General features: G+C 69.7%; 13 protein-coding genes. 2 read left to right on the top strand and 11 right to left on the bottom strand.

Annotated elements, in window-relative coordinates; all coding sequences use genetic code 11:
* Positions 1 to 2: 2 nt before the first annotated feature.
* From DYZ02_RS08655 to purS, 4 genes are read right to left on the bottom strand one after another with little or no spacing between them, the layout of a single operon-like run.
* Positions 3 to 1,037 carry a right-handed parallel beta-helix repeat-containing protein gene (locus DYZ02_RS08655; RefSeq protein WP_115685882.1) on the bottom strand — a complete coding sequence of 345 codons (1,035 nt, stop codon included), beginning with the start codon at positions 1,035 to 1,037 and terminating at the stop codon, positions 3 to 5.
* Positions 1,038 to 1,096: 59 nt separating this feature from the next.
* On the bottom strand, positions 1,097 to 3,373 hold the full coding sequence (purL, locus tag DYZ02_RS08650) for a phosphoribosylformylglycinamidine synthase subunit PurL (protein ID WP_115686442.1): 2,277 nt from the start codon (positions 3,371 to 3,373) through the stop codon (positions 1,097 to 1,099).
* A 16-nt stretch (positions 3,374 to 3,389) separates the two neighbouring features.
* Positions 3,390 to 4,061: a phosphoribosylformylglycinamidine synthase subunit PurQ gene (gene purQ, locus DYZ02_RS08645; protein ID WP_115685881.1), complete on the bottom strand. Its 672-nt coding sequence runs from the start codon at positions 4,059 to 4,061 to the stop codon at positions 3,390 to 3,392.
* On the bottom strand, positions 4,058 to 4,300 hold the full coding sequence (gene purS, locus DYZ02_RS08640; RefSeq protein ID WP_115685880.1) for a phosphoribosylformylglycinamidine synthase subunit PurS: 243 nt from the start codon (positions 4,298 to 4,300) through the stop codon (positions 4,058 to 4,060). Before purS ends, purQ begins: the two co-directional genes overlap by 4 nt.
* 264 nt (positions 4,301 to 4,564) lie before the next feature.
* Between purS and DYZ02_RS08635 the strand changes: the two genes are divergently transcribed.
* Entirely contained in the window at positions 4,565 to 7,225 is a 2,661-nt protein-coding gene (locus tag DYZ02_RS08635; RefSeq protein WP_115685879.1) for an ExeM/NucH family extracellular endonuclease, read from the top strand.
* Between the two features lie 22 nt (positions 7,226 to 7,247).
* Here DYZ02_RS08635 and DYZ02_RS08630 read toward each other — a convergent pair whose 3' ends face one another.
* The 5 genes from DYZ02_RS08630 to DYZ02_RS08610 all read right to left on the bottom strand — a co-directional run bounded on the left by DYZ02_RS08630 (position 7,248) and on the right by DYZ02_RS08610 (position 13,119).
* Positions 7,248 to 7,748 carry a glutathione peroxidase gene (locus DYZ02_RS08630; protein WP_115685878.1) on the bottom strand — a complete coding sequence of 167 codons (501 nt, stop codon included), beginning with the start codon at positions 7,746 to 7,748 and terminating at the stop codon, positions 7,248 to 7,250.
* A 30-nt stretch (positions 7,749 to 7,778) separates the two neighbouring features.
* A complete protein-coding gene (locus DYZ02_RS08625) occupies positions 7,779 to 8,465 on the bottom strand; it encodes a DUF2334 domain-containing protein (RefSeq protein ID WP_115685877.1) in 687 nt (228 codons plus the stop codon).
* A gap of 8 nt (positions 8,466 to 8,473) precedes the next feature.
* A complete protein-coding gene (locus DYZ02_RS08620) occupies positions 8,474 to 9,958 on the bottom strand; it encodes a cation:dicarboxylate symporter family transporter (RefSeq protein ID WP_115685876.1) in 1,485 nt (494 codons plus the stop codon).
* A 105-nt stretch (positions 9,959 to 10,063) separates the two neighbouring features.
* A complete protein-coding gene (locus tag DYZ02_RS08615) occupies positions 10,064 to 12,196 on the bottom strand; it encodes a S9 family peptidase (protein WP_115685875.1) in 2,133 nt (710 codons plus the stop codon).
* Between the two features lie 26 nt (positions 12,197 to 12,222).
* Positions 12,223 to 13,119 carry a phosphoribosylaminoimidazolesuccinocarboxamide synthase gene (locus tag DYZ02_RS08610; protein ID WP_115686441.1) on the bottom strand — a complete coding sequence of 299 codons (897 nt, stop codon included), beginning with the start codon at positions 13,117 to 13,119 and terminating at the stop codon, positions 12,223 to 12,225.
* Between the two features lie 80 nt (positions 13,120 to 13,199).
* Between DYZ02_RS08610 and DYZ02_RS08605 the strand changes: the two genes are divergently transcribed.
* The gene (locus DYZ02_RS08605; RefSeq protein ID WP_115685874.1) at positions 13,200 to 13,895 is read left to right on the top strand and encodes a hypothetical protein; all 696 of its coding nucleotides are present in this window, start codon (positions 13,200 to 13,202) and stop codon (positions 13,893 to 13,895) included.
* On the opposite strand, the gene purB is transcribed toward DYZ02_RS08605, so the two are convergent.
* Entirely contained in the window at positions 13,892 to 15,331 is a 1,440-nt protein-coding gene (purB, locus tag DYZ02_RS08600) for an adenylosuccinate lyase (RefSeq protein ID WP_425451014.1), read from the bottom strand. The two genes, DYZ02_RS08605 and purB, sit on opposite strands and share 4 nt — an antisense overlap.
* A gap of 28 nt (positions 15,332 to 15,359) precedes the next feature.
* Positions 15,360 to 16,613, bottom strand: a complete 1,254-nt coding sequence (purD, locus tag DYZ02_RS08595) for a phosphoribosylamine--glycine ligase (RefSeq protein WP_115685872.1) — start codon at positions 16,611 to 16,613, stop codon at positions 15,360 to 15,362.
* Between the last annotated feature and the right edge of the window lie 22 nt (positions 16,614 to 16,635).

Genomic DNA, 16,635 nt, shown 5'->3' with positions numbered 1-16,635 from the left:
GGTCAGGGGTGGGCGTGCATCCGGACGTGATACACCGCATCCGAAGGCTGTTCACTGATGAGATTATCAACCACGCTCAGCCCCGACATCCCCCTTCCGGCGACAATCCCCTCCTGCCCCGGGGCCGGGTGCAGCCGATTGCCACGCACCACGACCTCGCCTATCGACGGCGCCACGGTGATCTCCCCGTGCCACCGCGTGCGCCGGGCATTGTCTGCCAGGTGGTTGCCGCGCACCTCCGCCCGTCCGCTGCGCAGGCCGGGCAGGTTCCACAGCAGGATGCCGGCACCGTCGTTGCCGGTGGCGGTGCAGTCCTCGATGAGGCAGTCGGCGCACCGCAGGTCGATACCCAGTCCACCGCCGTCGGCGGGACCGCCCGTCCGGTTGTCGCTGGCCACGCAGCGGCGGATGGCGACGTGGGTGCAGTCGTGGAGGAAGATCCCCTCCGGTCCTTCGCTGGCCCGGCACCCGGCACCGTTGCCACGGGCCAGGCAGTCGGCAACCTCCCCGCCGAGCACCGAGCCGAGGACAATGCCGGAGCCGGAGTGGTGGTCGGTCAGCGTCGGGTCACCGCGGGTGCCCTCCACCTGACAGTGGTGGACGCGGACGTCGGCCAGCCCGTGGTCGGGGGCGTCGGGCCCATAGGTGAGTATCCCCTGGAGCAGGCACCCGGTGACCAGGCAGTGGCTGATCTCCACGTTGCGGATCCCGCCCGGGACCTCGGAACCGACGGCGATGCCGTTGCGCGCACCGTGCACACTCAGCCCGTGCAGGCGCACACCCCGGCACCCGGTTTCCGTCACCCACACGAGCACCCCCTCGCCGGCGTCGGTGGCGGAAATATCGAGGTCGCGGACCTCCACGTGCCGCGGGTTTCGCAGCACGAGGACGGTGCCCTCCCCGCGCAGTGCGGCCCGGTCGACGACGGGCCGGATGACGGCGGGCTCCTCGGGGGTACCGCGGGCGTCGATAAGCATCGGACCGGCCTGCTCGCCGATCTCGAGCACCTCACCCGGGCCCAGGTGATGATGGGTCATGGGCCCAGCCTACACGCGCGACAGCCCCCGCCGGGGCGGGGGCTGTCGCGGGAGGCGGGCTACTCGACGACGGAGTTGGCACCCACAGCGTGACCGAAGAGGTCCGGCAGGGTGGCCTTCCAGGCGTCCTTGAGCTCGTCGATGTTGACGGTGGTGTCGCCGAAGGTCAGCTCGCGGCCCTCGGTGGTCTCACCGATGCGGACGGCCGGGACACCGAACTCCGCGGCACGCTCGAGCACCCCGTCGACGCGGTCGGCGGTGGTGGCCACCAGCACGCGGGATGCGGACTCGGAGAACAGCGCCACGAACTCGTCCTCGTGGACACCGGCGAGGTCGAGGGAGACGCCGCCGTCGTAACGGAACGCCATCTCGGCGACAGCCTGTGCCAGGCCACCCTCGGAGAGGTCGTGCGCGGCGGTGACCAGGTTGTTGCCCACGAAGAAGTCCGCCAGGCGCTCCTCGTCGGCGAGGTCGACCTGCGGGGGCAGGCCGCTGAGGCCGCCGCCGGTGATCTGCTGCCAGATGGAGCCGCCGAACTCGTCACGGGTCTCGCCCAGGAGGACGAGCACCTCCGGCTCGGAGACGGAGCCGAGGTCGTGGCCGATGGCGTCGTGGACGTCCTCGACGACGCCGAGGACACCGACGACCGGGGTCGGCAGGATCGGGGTGTCGCCGGTCTGGTTGTAGAAGGAGACGTTGCCGCCGGAGACCGGGATACCCAGCTCCTTGGCACCGTCGGCCAGGCCGTGGACGGCCTCACGGAACTGCCACATGACGTCCGGGTTCTCCGGGGAACCGAAGTTGAGGCAGTTGGTCACGGCCACCGGGCGGGCGCCGGTGACGGCGACGTTGCGGTAGGCCTCGGCCAGGGCCAGGCGGGCACCGGTGCGCGGGTCCAGCTTGGTGTAGCGGCCGGAGGCGTCGGCTGAGATGGCGACGCCGCGGTTATTCTCCTCGTTGATGCGCAGGACACCGGCGTCGGAGTACTTCGCCTTGACGGTGTTACCGCGGACGTAGCGGTCGTACTGCTCGGTGATGAAGTCACGGGAGCACAGCGCCGGGGAGGACACCATGTCGAACAGGGCCTGCTTCAGGTCCGCCGGCCGCTCGACCGGAGTTTCCTGCTGCAGCTCGTCCTGCCACTCCGGGCGGGCGAAGGGGCGCTCGTAGACGGGGCCCTCGTCGATGCTGGAGGGCGGCGCGTCGAGGACGAGCTCGCCGTTGTGGTAGACGACGTAGCGGTCCTTCTCGTCGGTGACCTCGCCGATCACGGCGGCGTTGACGTCCCACTTGGCGCAGATCTCCATGAAGCGGTCCACGTTGTCCGGGGTGACCACGGCGCACATGCGCTCCTGGGACTCGGAGGCGAGGATCTCCGCCGCGGACATGTTCTCCGCGCGCAGGGGCACGGCGTCGAGGTCGACGCGCATACCGCCGTCGCCGGCGGCCGCGAGCTCGGAGGTGGCGCAGGCCAGCCCGCCGCCGCCGAGGTCCTGGATGCCCACGACCACGCCCGCGGCGTAGAGCTCGAGGCAGCACTCGATGAGGACCTTCTCAGCGAAGGGGTCGCCGACCTGGACGGCGGGGAGCTTGCGCTCCTCGCCCTCCTCGAAGGTGGCCGAGCCGAGCACGGAGACACCGCCGATGCCGTCGAGGCCCGTGCGGGAGCCGAACAGGACGACCTTGTTGCCGGTGCCGGAGGCGAAGGCGAGCTTCAGGTCCTCCACCTTGAGGGTGCCCACGCACAGGGCATTGACCAGCGGGTTGCCCGCGTAGGCGGCGTCGAAGACCGTCTCGCCGCCGATGTTGGGCAGGCCGAGGGAGTTGCCGTAGCCGCCGATGCCGTGCACCACGCCGGGCAGGACGCGCTTGGTGTCCTCGGCGTCGGCCGGGCCGAAGCGCAGCTGGTCCATCACCGCGATCGGGCGGGCGCCCATCGCCATGATGTCCCGGACGATGCCGCCGACACCGGTGGCCGCGCCCTGGTAGGGCTCGACGAAGGAGGGGTGGTTGTGGCTTTCCACGCGGAAGGTCACGGCGTCGCCGCCCCCGATGTCCACCACGCCCGCGTTTTCGCCGATGCCGGCGAGGATCTTGGAGGCCATCTCCTCGGTCATCGTCTCGCCGAAGTAGCGCAGGTGCACCTTGGAGGACTTGTAGGAGCAGTGCTCGGACCACATGACGGAGTACACGGTCAGCTCCGCGTCCGTCGGGCGGCGCCCGAGGATGTCCCTGATCTTCTGGTACTCGTCGTCCTTCAGGCCGAGCTCGGCGTAGGGCTGCGCCTGGTCCGGGGTGGCCTTGGCGTTGTCAACGGTGTCGTTGTGCACAGTCACTTTTTCGGACACGTCTCTAGGCTCCGATCGAAGAGATGGCGGACAGGAACAGGCCGAGCCCGTCGGTGGACGGGCCGGTGAGCACCTCGATGGCGTGCTCGGGGTGCGGCATGAGGCCGACGACGCGGCCGGTCTCGTTGGTCACGCCCGCGATGGCGTTGACTGAGCCATTGAAGTTGTCGGTGTAGCGGAAGACGACCCGGCCTTCCTTCTCCAGCTCCTCGATGGTTTCCGGGGCGGCCTGGAAGCGGCCCTCACCGTGCTTGGCGGGAACGAGGATGCGCGAGCCTTCCTCGAACTGGTTTGTCCAGGCGGTCTCGGCGTTGGCCACCTCGAGGTAGGTGTCCACGCAGTGGAAGTTCAGGCCCTGGTTGCGGGTGAGCGCCCCGGGCAGCAGGCCGGCCTCGGTGAGGATCTGGAAGCCGTTGCAGATGCCCAGCACGGGCATACCGCGGCCGGCGGCCTCGACGACGGCCTTCGTCATGCGTGCCTGGGCCGCGATGGCCCCGGAGCGCAGGTAGTCGCCGTAGGAGAAGCCGCCGGGGACGACGACGGCGTCGACGCCGGTCAGGTCGTCGTCAGCGTGCCAGAGCTGCTTCGGCTGCGCGCCCGCGAGGCGGACGGCGCGTAAGGCGTCGACGTCGTCAAGCGTGCCCGGGAAGGTGATTACTCCGATGGTTGCGGTCATCGAATGACCTCTCGAACCACCTCGTAGTCCTCGATGACGGTGTTGGCGAGCAGCGTCGCGGCGACGCGCTCGAGCTCCTCGTCGGTGACGGTGTCGTCGACCTCGATCTCGAATCGTTTGCCCTGGCGGACGTCCTCGACGCCGCTCACGCCGATGCGGCCGAGGGCGCGCTGCACCGCCTGGCCTTGGGGGTCGAGGATTTCTGCCTTGGGCATGACATTTACAACGACACGTGCCATGAGAGTCCTTCTCTGGTTAGGCTCTGGTTAGGAGTCAAAGGGGGTCAAAGACAGCGCTCAGTATATAGGAGGGGCAGGTACTCCCCTATTTTCTTCCGGTTCAACCCCCCGCTCGGCGGCCCCCGGCGCGCCGCGTCGTGGCAGGGTGAACCGGACGTGAATTCTTTGCAACGAAGCGGGCACGCCCGCCTCCCCCGATCTAGCGTGTCCCGGGGAGCTCGGGCTCCCCTGTCACCCGTCCATGTTTCCGCCGAAGGGTTCCCCATGCCACGCACACCCCGCTGCCCACGCGCCTTCCGTCCCTCCGTGCCCGCCGCGCTCGCCATCGCGCTCGCCGCCGGCACCGTCACCGTCGTCACCGGCCCTGCCTCCGCCGCACCCGACGGTTCGCAGATCGTCGTCTCCGAGGTCTACGGCGGAGGCGGCAACTCCGGCTCCGTGTACTCCAACGACTTCGTCGAGCTCTACAACCCGACCTCCGCGGATGTCGACGTCACCGGGTGGCGCCTGGAGCAGCGCTCGGCCAACGACGGTCTGGGCAGGGCCGTCACGCTCTCCGGCGTGGTGCCGGCCGGATCCCACTTCCTCATCGCGGGCAAGGCGGGCGCCACCCCGAGCGCCGCGCTGCCCACGCCGGACCAGTCTGCCGACTTCGACTTCGGCGCCAAGGCGGCCATCGCCGCGCTTTTCGACGCCTCGGGCGCCCCCGTCGACCTCGTCGGGTGGGGCACCGCCGTGCGCTCCGAGACCGCCCCCGCCCCGGGCACCTCCAACGCCACCTCGATCCAGCGCGACGCCTCCGGCGCCGACACGGACAACAACGCCACCGACTTCGCCCCGGCGGCCCCGACCCCCGAGGCTTCCTCCGGCTCCGAAACGCCGGGTGATCCGGGTGGTCCCGAGCTTCCGGGTGAAACGGCCGTGACCCCGATCGCCGAGATCCAGGGCACCGGCGCGGCCTCGCCCCTGGTGGACACGACCGTCACTGCCGAGGGCGTGGTCACCGCCGTGTACGACGAGGGCGGCAAGAACGGCTTCTTCCTGCAGACAGCGGGCAGCGGCAAGCAGGCGGGCGCGGCCTCTGACGCCATCTTCGTCTACATGGGGTCCCGCACGGACTATCCGCAGCGCGGCGCGTCGGTGCGCGTCACCGGCACTGTCGGCGAGTACTACAACCAGACCCAGATCGCCGCGGCGGGCGTGACCGAGCTGGACGCCCCGCTGGAGACGCCCGTCGCGCTGGAGATCGAGGCCCTGCCCGCCGGCGGCGAGGCCCGCGAGCCCTACGAGGGCATGCTCGTGCGCCCCACCGGCGCCTACACGGTGACCGACAACTACTCGCTGAACACCACCGGCGACCTCGGCCTCGCCCCCGGCCCCCTCGCCCACCGCACCCCGACCGACGTCGTCGCGCCCGGCGCGGAGGCGCAGGCGCTCGCCGCGAAGAACGACGCGGAGGTGGTCTACCTCGACGACGGCCGCACCCGCAACTACTTCCGCACCGACAAGTCGACCCCGCTGCCGTACCTGCTCACCTCGGACCAGGGGGTCAAGGCGATCCGCACGGGCGACGCCGTCGACTTCCAGACCGACGTTGTCGTGGACTACTCCTTCGACCGCTGGCGCTTCCAGCCCCTCGAGCCGATCACCGGCAAGAACACGGCCGCGGAGCTGCCGATCACGTGGGAGGACTCCCGCGCGGCCAGCCTGGACGTGCCCGCGGGCGTGGCCGGCGACTACTCCATCGGCTTCTTCAACGTGCTCAACTACTTCACCTCGCTTGGCGAGGAGGAGGCCGGCTGCAAGGCCTTCACCGACATGAACGGCGCGCCGGTGGGCACCGACGACTGCACGGTGCGCGGCGCCTACTCGAAAGAGGCGTTGGCGGACCAGCAGGCGAAGATCGTCACCGCAATCAACCGCCTCGACACCGACGTGCTCGGCCTGTCCGAGATCGAGAACACGGCGACGGTGACGGGGGACGTGGCCAAGCGCGACGAGGCCCTGAGCTCGCTTGTCGACGCCCTCAACGCCGCAGCTGGCGAACAGCGCTGGGCCTACGTCGCCTCCCCCGCGACGCTGCCGGGCAGCGAGGACGTGATCCGCGTGGCCTTCATCTACAACCCGGCCACGGTCACGCCGGTGGGCGAGTCCCGCATCTTCGACGACGGCGCCTACACCGGCACCGCCCGCCAGCCGCTGGCCCAGGCCTTCGAGCCGACCGCCGGCGGCGACGACTTCGTCGCGGTGGTCAACCACTTCAAGTCCAAGGGCTCGGTGGCCCTCGGCGACGCCGACACGGGCGACGGCCAGGGCAACAACGCGAACCTGCGCGTCGCGCAGGCGAAGGCGCTGCTCACCCACCTCGGCGAGCAGTCCGACTGGGCGCAGCTGCCCACCTTCCTCGTCGGCGACTTCAACTCCTACACCCGCGAGGACTCCATGGCCGCGCTGGAGCAGGGCGGCTTCGGCATCGTCCACACCGAGAAGGATTTCGACCAGGCCTCCTACCAGTTCGGCGGCGAGCTCGGCTCCCTCGACCACGTCCTGGCCAACGCCGCCGCCCGGGGGATGGTGCGAGACTCCGCGGTGTGGAACATCAACGGCGACGAGTCCGCCGCCTTCGAGTACTCGCGCCGCAACTACAACGCCCACGACTTCTTCGGCGACGGCGCGGACCCGCTCTACGGCTACGGCAACCCGTTCCGCTCCTCGGACCACGACCCGGTCAAGGTCGGCTTCGACCTGAAGAAGGCCGACAACCCCGGCGGCACGGTCACGCCCGGGGGCTCCTCCGGCTCGTCCGTCTCGCCCCTCGGGATCCTCGCCGCGCTCCTCGCCGTCATCGCCGGCGTCGTGGCCGCCGCCTCGAGCGCCTTCCCCGGCATCGCCGGAGCGCTCCAGGGCCTGCTGAGCCGCGGCTAGGGCCGCGGGCGGCGCCCGCGGCTCAGGAGGTGGCGAGGGTGGCGTCGATAGCCGCTGTGACCTCGGGCTCCTGCGGCTCCGTCCGCGGGCGGATGCGGGCGGCCACCGCGCCGGAGGGGGTGATGAGGAACTTCTCGAAGTTCCACGCGACGTCCCCGGCCTCCCCGGCGGAGTCGGCGACCTTGGTCAGCTCCTTGTACAGCGGGTGCGCGCCGGGGCCGTTGACCTCCAGCTTGGACAGCAGGGGGAAGGTCGCGTTGAAGCGGGTGCAGACGAAGTCGCGGATCTCCTCGTCGGAGCCCGGTTCCTGGCCCTTGAACTGGTTGCACGGCGCCCCCACCACGGTCAGCCCGCGCTGGCCGTAGGTGTCCTGCAGGTTCTGCAGCCCCTCGTACTGCGGGGTCAGTCCGCACTGCGAGGCCGTGTTGACCAGAAGGACGGCGTTGTCGCCGGCGATCTCGTTGAGGGTGGTCTCGGTGCCGTCGTTGAGCGTGAGCGGGATGTTCCTGATGTTGTCCGTCATGGCGCCCAGCGTAGCGCCGCCGGGCGCGCTCTACCGGCCCGGAAGGAAGGCGCGGTAGTCGGCGGGCTGCGCGCCCTGCTCCGCGGCGCCGACCGCGGCGTCCAGGAAGTCGCGGCGCACCTTCTTCTGTCCCAGCTCGCGGCCGGAGACGGACAGTCGGATGGTGTTGCCCTTCGCCGCACCGCGCTCGGCGGCGCGGATGATGTTGCGGCGCCACCACTTCGCCGCGCCGAAGCCCTCGCCGACGGAGAGGTTGCGGCACCGGTGGAACTCGCCCGTTTCGACCAGATGCAGCCCCTTCGTGGAGGCGACCAGCTCGAACCCGAAGTCGCCCACGACGTCGAGGGTGCCCTCGGAGAGCTGCCAGCGGGGCGGGGCGAAGATGTCGAACTCGTAGCCGAGCGACTTCATCTGGCGCGTGGCCCCCTTCAGGCGCAGCCGCGCCTCGTGGGCGCCGAGGGTGGCGAACTCGGAGCGGCGCCCCTGGGCGGGCTGGTCGAAGCCGTTGAGGATGAGCGCGCGCCCGGCCTTTCGCTGCTCGTCGAGCCAGCGGCGCGTCTCCTTGTCCTTCGCGAGGTGCCACTTCTTGTCGATGTGCGGGGCGACGAGTAGGGAGACGGGGATGCCGTTGCGGTCGAGGTCGGAAACCAAAACGGCCACGTCATCGCGGGTGGCGTCGAAAATGGAGGACACCGAGACGAGGACGTGGCCGGGCATACGGGGGATTATCGCACAGTCGAGCCGGAGCCGCCCGGCGAAGACGGGTTGCGCCCGTCAGTGCCCTGGTAGGCGGACAGATCGACCTGCGGGGTGGGCTGCAGGTGGTCCGTTGCGGGGTTGTCCACCGAGGGGTTGGACATGTCCACGTGCGAGTCGATCTCGGTCGCCACGTAGGGGTCCTCGCCCGAGAGCACGCGGTTGACCTGCTGCTTGTCGACGGTCCCCGTCCACGTGCCGACGACCAGGGTCGCGATGGAGTTGCCGGCGAAGTTGGTCAGGGCGCGCGCCTCGGACATGAAACGGTCGATGCCGACGATGACGCCGACGCCGGAGAGCAGGTCGGGGCGGAATGCCTGGAGGCCGGCGGCGAGCGTCGCCAAGCCTGCCCCCGTGACCCCGGCGGCACCCTTGGAGGCGATGATCATGAACACGAGCAACGAGATCTGCTCGTTCATGCTCATCGGCATGCCCATGGAATCGGCGATGAAGATCGAGGCCATGGTGAGGTAGATCGCGGTGCCGTCGAGGTTGAAGGAGTAGCCGGTGGGCACGACGATGCCGACGGTGGACTTGTCCACGCCCAGGTGCTCCATCTTGCGCATGAGGTTCGGCAGCGCCGACTCGGAGGAGGAGGTGGCGAGGATGAGGAGGAACTCCCGGCCGAGGTACTTGAACAGGGAGAAGACGTTGACGCGCGCGACGGCGAAGAGGATGAGCCCGAGGATGCCGAAGACGAAGATGAAGCAGGTGAGGTAGAACGCGCCCATGAGCACGATCATCTGCACGACGGCCTGGATACCCGTCTTGCCCACCACGGCGGCGATGGCGCAAAACGCGCCGATGGGGGCGAGCCAGAGGATCCACCCGAGGATCTTGAAAGCGAGCTTCTGCAGGTGCGCGACGAACGTGAGGATCGGTTCGCCCTGCTTGCCCATCGACTGCACCGCGAAACCGACCAGGAGGCCGATGAGCAGCACCTGGAGGACGGAGCCCGAGGTGAAGGCGGAGAAGAAGGTGTCCGGGATGATGCTCTGCAGGAAGCCCACGATGCCCTGCGGCGCTTCGGCGGCCTGCTGCGCATACTTCTGACCGGCGTCCGTGCTCGCCCCGACGTCCAGGCCGCTGCCCGGCTTGATGAGGTTGCCCACCAGCAGGCCCACGGCGAGCGCCAGGGTGGACATTACGACGAAGTAGATCAGGGCCAGGCCGCCGGTCTTGCCCACGGTCGCCGCCGAGCGCACCGAGCCCACGCCGAGGACGATCGTGCAGAAGATCACCGCGGGGATGATCATCTTGATCAGAGAGACGAAGCTGTCACCGATCGGCTTGAGCTTCACGGCGAAACCGGGGGCGAGAAGGCCGAGCGCGACGCCGGCGACGACGGCGATGATGACGGCGATGTAGAGCCAGTGGGTGTTGTCGCGGCGGCGCTTCGGCTCCGCGATCATCGGGGTTTGGGCCGCTCCCGCGTAGGAGATCGGGTTGGACATGGGTACCTCGCTTGAGAAAGGGGGCGTAAAACTAGACAAGTTTTACGCCCCCTTGACGCAATCCAGATGCCTTTTACAGCAATTGGTGCCGCAACGTGTCCAACGTCACTCTTGGGCGGCCCCGCTATGTACTAGCACCCAGGCGTACTCGAAGGCGGTCTGCTTCCACCGGGCGTAGCGGCCCGACACCCCGCCGTGCCCGGCCTGCATTTCCGTCTTGAGCAGGATCTCGCCCCCCGTCGCCTTCTCGCGCAGCTTGGCCACCCACTTGGCGGGCTCGACGTAGAGCACGCGCGTGTCGTTCAGGCTGGTTACGGCCAGGATGTCGGGGTACGCCTTGGCCTCGACGTTCTCGTAGGGCGCGTAGCACGCTATGTAGTCGTAGACCTCGGGGTCGTGGTAGGGGTCGCCCCATTCCTCCCACTCGGTCACGGTCAGGGGCAGCTCGGGCATGAGGATGCTTGTCAGCGGGTCGACGAACGGCACGATCGCCTGGATACCCGCGAACTTCTCGGGCGCCAGGTTGGCCACCGCGCCCATGAGCAGGCCGCCGGCGGAGCCGCCCTCGGCGACGAGCTGGCCGTGGGTGGTGATGCCCTCGGCCACGAGCGCGTCGGCGCAGGCGATGAAGTCTGTGAAGGTGTTGACCTTCTCCAGACCCTTGCCGTGGTCGTACCACGCGCGGCCCATCTCCCCGCCGCCGCGCACGTGGGCGCACACCCACACCATCCCGCGGTCGAGCAGGGACAGCCGGGCGACCGAGAAGCCCGGGTCCATCGACGCCTCGTAGGAGCCGTAACCGTAGAGCAGCGCCGGGTGCGGGGTGCTCAGGTCCAGATCGGCCCGGCGCACCACGGACATGGGCACGCGGGTGCCGTCGGCGGCGGTGGCCCACATGCGGGTGGCCACGTAGTCGCCCGGCTCGTAGCCCCCGAGGACCTCCTGCTCCTTGAGCAGGGTGAGTTCCCGGGTGGCCACGGTGTAGTCGAACAGCTGCGTCGGCTGCGTGTAGGAGGAGTAGCTCAGGCGCACCACCGGCGCGTCCCACTCCGGGTTGCCGCCGAGGCCGACGGTGTAGAGCTCCTCGTCGAACTCCAGCTCCCGGAAATCTGAGACGCCGCCGTCGCCCACCTCGGCCACCGCGACCCTGCTGATCCCGCCGGAGCGGTAGGCGCAGAACCAGAAGTCGCGGTAGGTGTCCACGCCCTCGATGCGCACGGTGTCGTCGTGGGCCTTGAGTACCTCGAGCTCGCGCAGGGACACGCGCCCGCCCTCGCCCACACCGCACATGCCCACCTCGAAGTTCGGGCCGGTCGCGTTGTGCGTGACCACCCACACGCCGCGGCCGCCGACCTCCGCGAAGTCGACGTCGTACTCCACGCCCTGCTCGCGGGGCCAGAGGAGCTCGAACTCCGCCTCTGGGGTCTCCAGCGGCAGCACCCGCCACTCGCTGGTCAGCTTCGAGCCGGAGACGATGTAGAGGAACTTGTCGGACCGGTCGCCGCCCACGGAGACGTTGTAGCGCTCGTCGGTTTCCCCGTAGACCAGCACGTCCTGCTCGGTGGGCGTGCCGAGGGTGTGGCGCCACACCTGGTGGGGGCGCCAGGCGTCGTCGACGCGGGTGTAGAAGAGGTGCGTCTCGCCGGCCCAGGTGGCGCCGTAGAAGACGTCGTCAAGCGTGTCGTCGAGAAGCTCGCCGGTGGTGAGGTCCTTGACGCGCAGCGTGAAGCGCTCGTCGCCCGCCGTGTCGCAGGAGTAGGCGAGCAGGCGGCCCGAGGTGGTGACGCTGGAGGCCCCGAGGGAGAAGAAGTCGTGGCCCTCGGCGAGCTCGTTGAGGTCGAGCAGAACCTCTTCGCCGGGCAGGGCCGAGCCGTCCTCGGGAACCGTCGGCGGGGTCCACGGATGCGCGGGATCTGCGGCGACCCGGCAGCTCAGGCCGTAGTTCTTGCCCTCGATCATGCGGGCGTAGTACCACCAGTCGCCCTGGCGCTGCGGGACGGACATGTCCGTCTCCTTGATGCGCGACTTGATCTCGCCGTAGACGGCCTCCGTCAGCGGCGCGAAGCCCTCCGTCCGCTGCTCGGTCCAGGCGTTCTCCGCCTCGAGATAAGCGATGGTCTCAGGGGACTCTTTGTCGCGCAGCCACTCGTAGTCGTCCACGAATTCCCTGCCATGGAAGGAGCGGGTGACCGGGTGTTTCGGCGCCCGCGGGGCGTTGAGGCTCGGCTGATCAGTCATGCCAGCCGAGTTTACGCGCCGGGCCGTTAGGCCATGACCCCCGGCCAGTCGCCGAACTTCTTGCCGCTCAGGCGCTCGTAGGCCTCCACGTAGCGATCGCGGGTGGCCTCCACGACGGAGCCCGGCAGCTCCGGCGGCTGCAGGCCGCTCGCCGGGTCCCAGCCCGACTTCGGGCCGGTGAGCCAGTTGCGGACGTACTGCTTGTCAAAGCTGGGCTGCACCCGGCCCTCCTCGTAGGAGTCGGCCGGCCAGTAGCGCGATGAGTCCGGGGTGAGCACCTCGTCCGCGAGGACGAGCTCGCCGTTTTCATCGAGGCCGAACTCCAGCTTGGTGTCCGCCAGGATGATGCCGCGGGTCTCGGCGTAGTCGGCGGCGCGGGAGTAGACGCGCAGGGTGGCGTCGCGAAGCTTCTCCGCGAGCTCGGTGCCCAACTTGTTGGCCATGTAGGAAAACGAGACGTTCTCGTCGTGGTCGCCCTGCTCCGCCTTCGTGGCGGGGGTGAAGATGGGCTCGGGCAGCTTCGAGGCCTCGGCCAGCCCGGCCGGCAGCTCGACGCCGCACACCGCGCCCGTCTTGTCGTACTCCTTCTTGCCCGAGCCGGTGAGGTAGCCGCGCGCAACGCACTCGAACGCGACCATCTCCAGGCGCTTGACCACCTGCGCCCGTCCGAGGACCTCCTCGGGGATGCGCTCGTCGTCGATCGGGCCCGCGAGGTGGTTCGGGACGTCGGACAGCAGGTCGAAGAAGAACATCGACGTGGCCGTGAGCACCCGACCCTTGTCCGGGATCTCCGGGTCGAGCGAGAAGTCGAACGCGGAAATCCGGTCGGTGGCCACCATCAGCAGGGTGTCGGCATCCACCTCGTAGATTTCGCGGACCTTGCCGCCGGAAAGGTGGTCGTAGTCAGAGAGCTCTGGACGCATGACGCCCAAGTGTAGTCCCGCGACGCCAGACGGGAAATCGCTGCGCAGAGCCGCGGGTCCGGTGGCTTAGAGTAAGTGCCATGCACGTGCCCCACCGTCTTGCCTCCGCCACTCGCCCGCTGGCCGCCGCGCTGGTCACCGCGCTGCCGCTCGCCCTGGCGGCGTGCGGCTCCGTCGACCCCGCCGACAATCAGCCCGTCACCGAGCTGCGCAACCAGCCGGAGGGCTTCACCCCCACCGACGACGGCGAAACCCTGAGCTTCGACGAGCCCGCGAAGATCGTCACCACCAACTACTCCACCGGCGTCCCCGTCTACTGGGAGGTCACGGTGCACGAGCCCGAGACGCTGAGCCTCGCCCAGGTGAAGGAGAACATCGGCAGGGACCCGCAGAGCATTGGCGACGCCCCGCCCGAGCGCGTCAAGCAGTTCTTCTGCTTCCCGGTCACCTTCACGCCCCTCGGCAGCGCTCTCGGGCGGGCCGACGCCCCCGTCTCCGTCGAGCTGCCCACCCTCACCCCCGTGGACGACTACGGCACGAACGCGAACTTCGTGGGCGTCGGCGACGAGCGCTACTGCGGCCTCGACCGGGGCGAGGAGGTGCCCGCCTACACCGGCGACATGCGCATCGGGCAGACCTACACCACCGCCGTGGTGTCCTGGGAGGGGCAGCGCGACCCCGGCATCGTGGGCACCGGCGTGCGCCTGAACACCCTGCCCAGCCCGCGCAACCCCGCGCAGCCGGCGCAGGCGGTCACGTGGACCGAGGACGACTAGAGGATCTCGCCGGGCGTGTAGGCGGCGGCGTCGGGGTGGGCGTCGACAAGCGTCTGAATGCGCGCGAGCACGCCGTCGACCTGGGACTCCGCGGCGCCGATGAAGGCGTGGCGGTCAGCCAGCGCGGCGTCGAGGGCGGCGCGGTCCAGCGGCAGGCGCTCGTCGCCGGCGAGGCGCTCGATGAGGTTCTGCTCCGCACCGTTCTCGCGCATGTCCAACGCCATCGCGACGGCGTTTTCCTTGATCACCTCGTGCGCGGTTTCGCGGCCCACGCCCGCGCGCACCGCCGCCATGAGGATGCGGGTGGTGGCCAAGAACGGCAGGTAGCGGTCCAGCTCGCGGTTGATCATGGCCGGGAAGGCGCCGAACTCGTCCAGCACCGTCAGGAAAGTCTCCAGCTGGCCGTCGATGGCGAAGAACGCGTCCGGCAGCGCAACGCGGCGCACCACGGAACAAAACACGTCGCCCTCGTTCCACTGCTGGCCGGAGAGGTCGGCGACCATGGTGAGGTAGCCGCGCAGGATGGCCTGGAAGCCGCCGACGCGCTCGCAGGAGCGCGCGTTCATCTTGTGGGGCATGGCGGACGAGCCGACCTGGCCCTCCTTGAAGCCCTCGGTGACCGTCTCGTTGCCGGCCATGAGCCGGATGGTGGTGGCGAGCGACGACGGCCCGGCGCCCAGCTGGACGAGGGCGGAGATGGCGTCGAAGTCGAGGCTGCGCGGGTAGACCTGGCCCACCGAGTCGAAGGTGCGGGTGAAGCCGAGGTGGCGGGCAATCTGGCTCTCGAGCTCGCGGAGCTTGGCCTCGTCGCCGCCCATGAGGTCGAGCATGTCCTGGGCGGTGCCCATCGGGCCCTTGATGCCGCGCAGCGGATAGCCGCTGAGAAGCGTCTCAATGCGCTCGACGGCGAGCAGGATCTCGTCCGCCGCGGAGGCGAAGCGCTTGCCCAGGGTGGTGGCCTGCGCCGCGACGTTGTGGGAGCGGCCGGCCATGACCAGCGACTTGTACTGCTCCGCACGGTTGCCCACCGCCTTGAGCAGGGCAATCGCCTTGTCGCGCGTCAGTTCCAGGGCACGGACGATCTGCAGCTGCTCGACGTTTTCGGTCAGGTCGCGGCTGGTCATCCCCTTGTGGATGTGCTCGTGGCCGGCGAGCGCGTTGAACTCCTCGATGCGGGCCTTCACGTCGTGCCGGGTGACCTTCTCGCGCTCGGCGATCGAGGCCAGGTCCACCCGGTCGAGGACCTTCTCGTAGGCCGCGATGGCCTCGTCCGGAATGTCCACGCCGAGGCCCTGCTGGGCCTTCATCACGGCGACCCAGAGCTGGCGCTCCAGGACGATCTTGTGCTCGGCGCTCCACAGCCTGGCCATCTCGGGCGAGGCGTAGCGGTTGGACAGGACGTTCGCGTTCATCGGTTTTTCAGCCACGGGTGTCATTATCGCACGCGGCGCTGACCAGCGGAACTTAGCTGTCCACGCGGATGTCGCCCTCGATCGCCTTGCGCGCGATGTCGCGGCGGTAGAAGGACCCCTGCAGGGTTATCTTCCCGATAGCCTCGTACGCCTTATCGACGGCCTCCTCCAGCGTTGCCCCCTTGCCCATAGCGTTGAGCACGCGCCCGCCGGAGGAGACGAGCACACCGTCCTGCAGTGCGGTGCCGGCGTGGAGGACGCGGGCCGGGTCGTCGAGGCCCTCGCCGGTGATCGCGTCGCCGGTGCGCGGCGCGGCCGGGTAGTCCTCCGCGGCGAGCACGACGGTGGCGGCGTAGCCGTCCTCCCACTCGAGCGGGGCTAGCTCGGCGAGGGTGCCGGTGGCGACGGCGCTCAGGGCGTCGACAAGCGGCGTTATCAGCAGCGAGAGCACGGGCTGGGTCTCGGGGTCGCCGAAGCGGGCGTTGAACTCGACCACCGCCGGGCCCTCCGGCCCCCAGGCGGCGCCGACGTAGAGGATGCCCTGGTAGGGGATGCCGCGGGCGACCATCTCGCGGGCGACGGGCTCGGCGATCTCGGCCACGATGCGCTCGACGCCGTTGTCGGGCAGCCACGGCAGCGGCGTGTAGGCGCCCATGCCGCCGGTGTTGGGCCCGGCGTCGTTGTCGTGGGCGCGCTTGTGGTCCTGGGCGGGGAGCAGCGGCACGACGGTCTCGCCGTCGACGAGGCAGAACAGCGAGACCTCCGGGCCCTCGAGGAAGGACTCTAGCAATACGGGGTTGCCGGCCTCGATCACGGCGCGGGCGTGCGCCGCGGCGGCGGCGCGGTCCTGGGTGACCACGACGCCCTTGCCGCCGGCCAGCCCGTCATCCTTGACCACGTAGTTCGGGCCGTATCCGTTGAGGGCCTCCTCGATCTCCGCCAGCTCCGTCACGCGCGTCGCCGAAGCGGTGAGCACGCCCGCCGCGGCCATAACCTCCTTGGCGAAGGCCTTGGAGCCCTCGAGCTGCGCGGCGGCCTTGGTCGGGCCGAAGACATCGATGCCAGCCTCGGCGAGCGCGTCGGCGGCCCCCGCGACCAGCGGCACCTCCGGGCCGATGACCACAAGCTCCGCGGCGACCTCGCGGGCGAGCGAGACGATCGCCTCCGGCGAGGCCACGTCCACCGGGTGGATCTCGGCGAGCGACGCCATGCCGGCGTTGCCTGGCGCGACGTGCAACTCGTTGCCCTTCAACCCAGCTAGAAGGGCGTGTTCACGGCCGCCCGAACCGATAACAAGGATGCGCATGGCCCCTAACTTACCGGTAGCC

This window comes from Corynebacterium senegalense, assembly GCF_900411315.1.
In the GTDB taxonomy this organism is placed as follows: Bacteria; Actinomycetota; Actinomycetes; order Mycobacteriales; family Mycobacteriaceae; genus Corynebacterium; species Corynebacterium senegalense.
The sequence above is the reverse complement of the archived record's forward strand: the minus strand, read 5'-3'. Positions and strand labels throughout refer to the sequence as shown.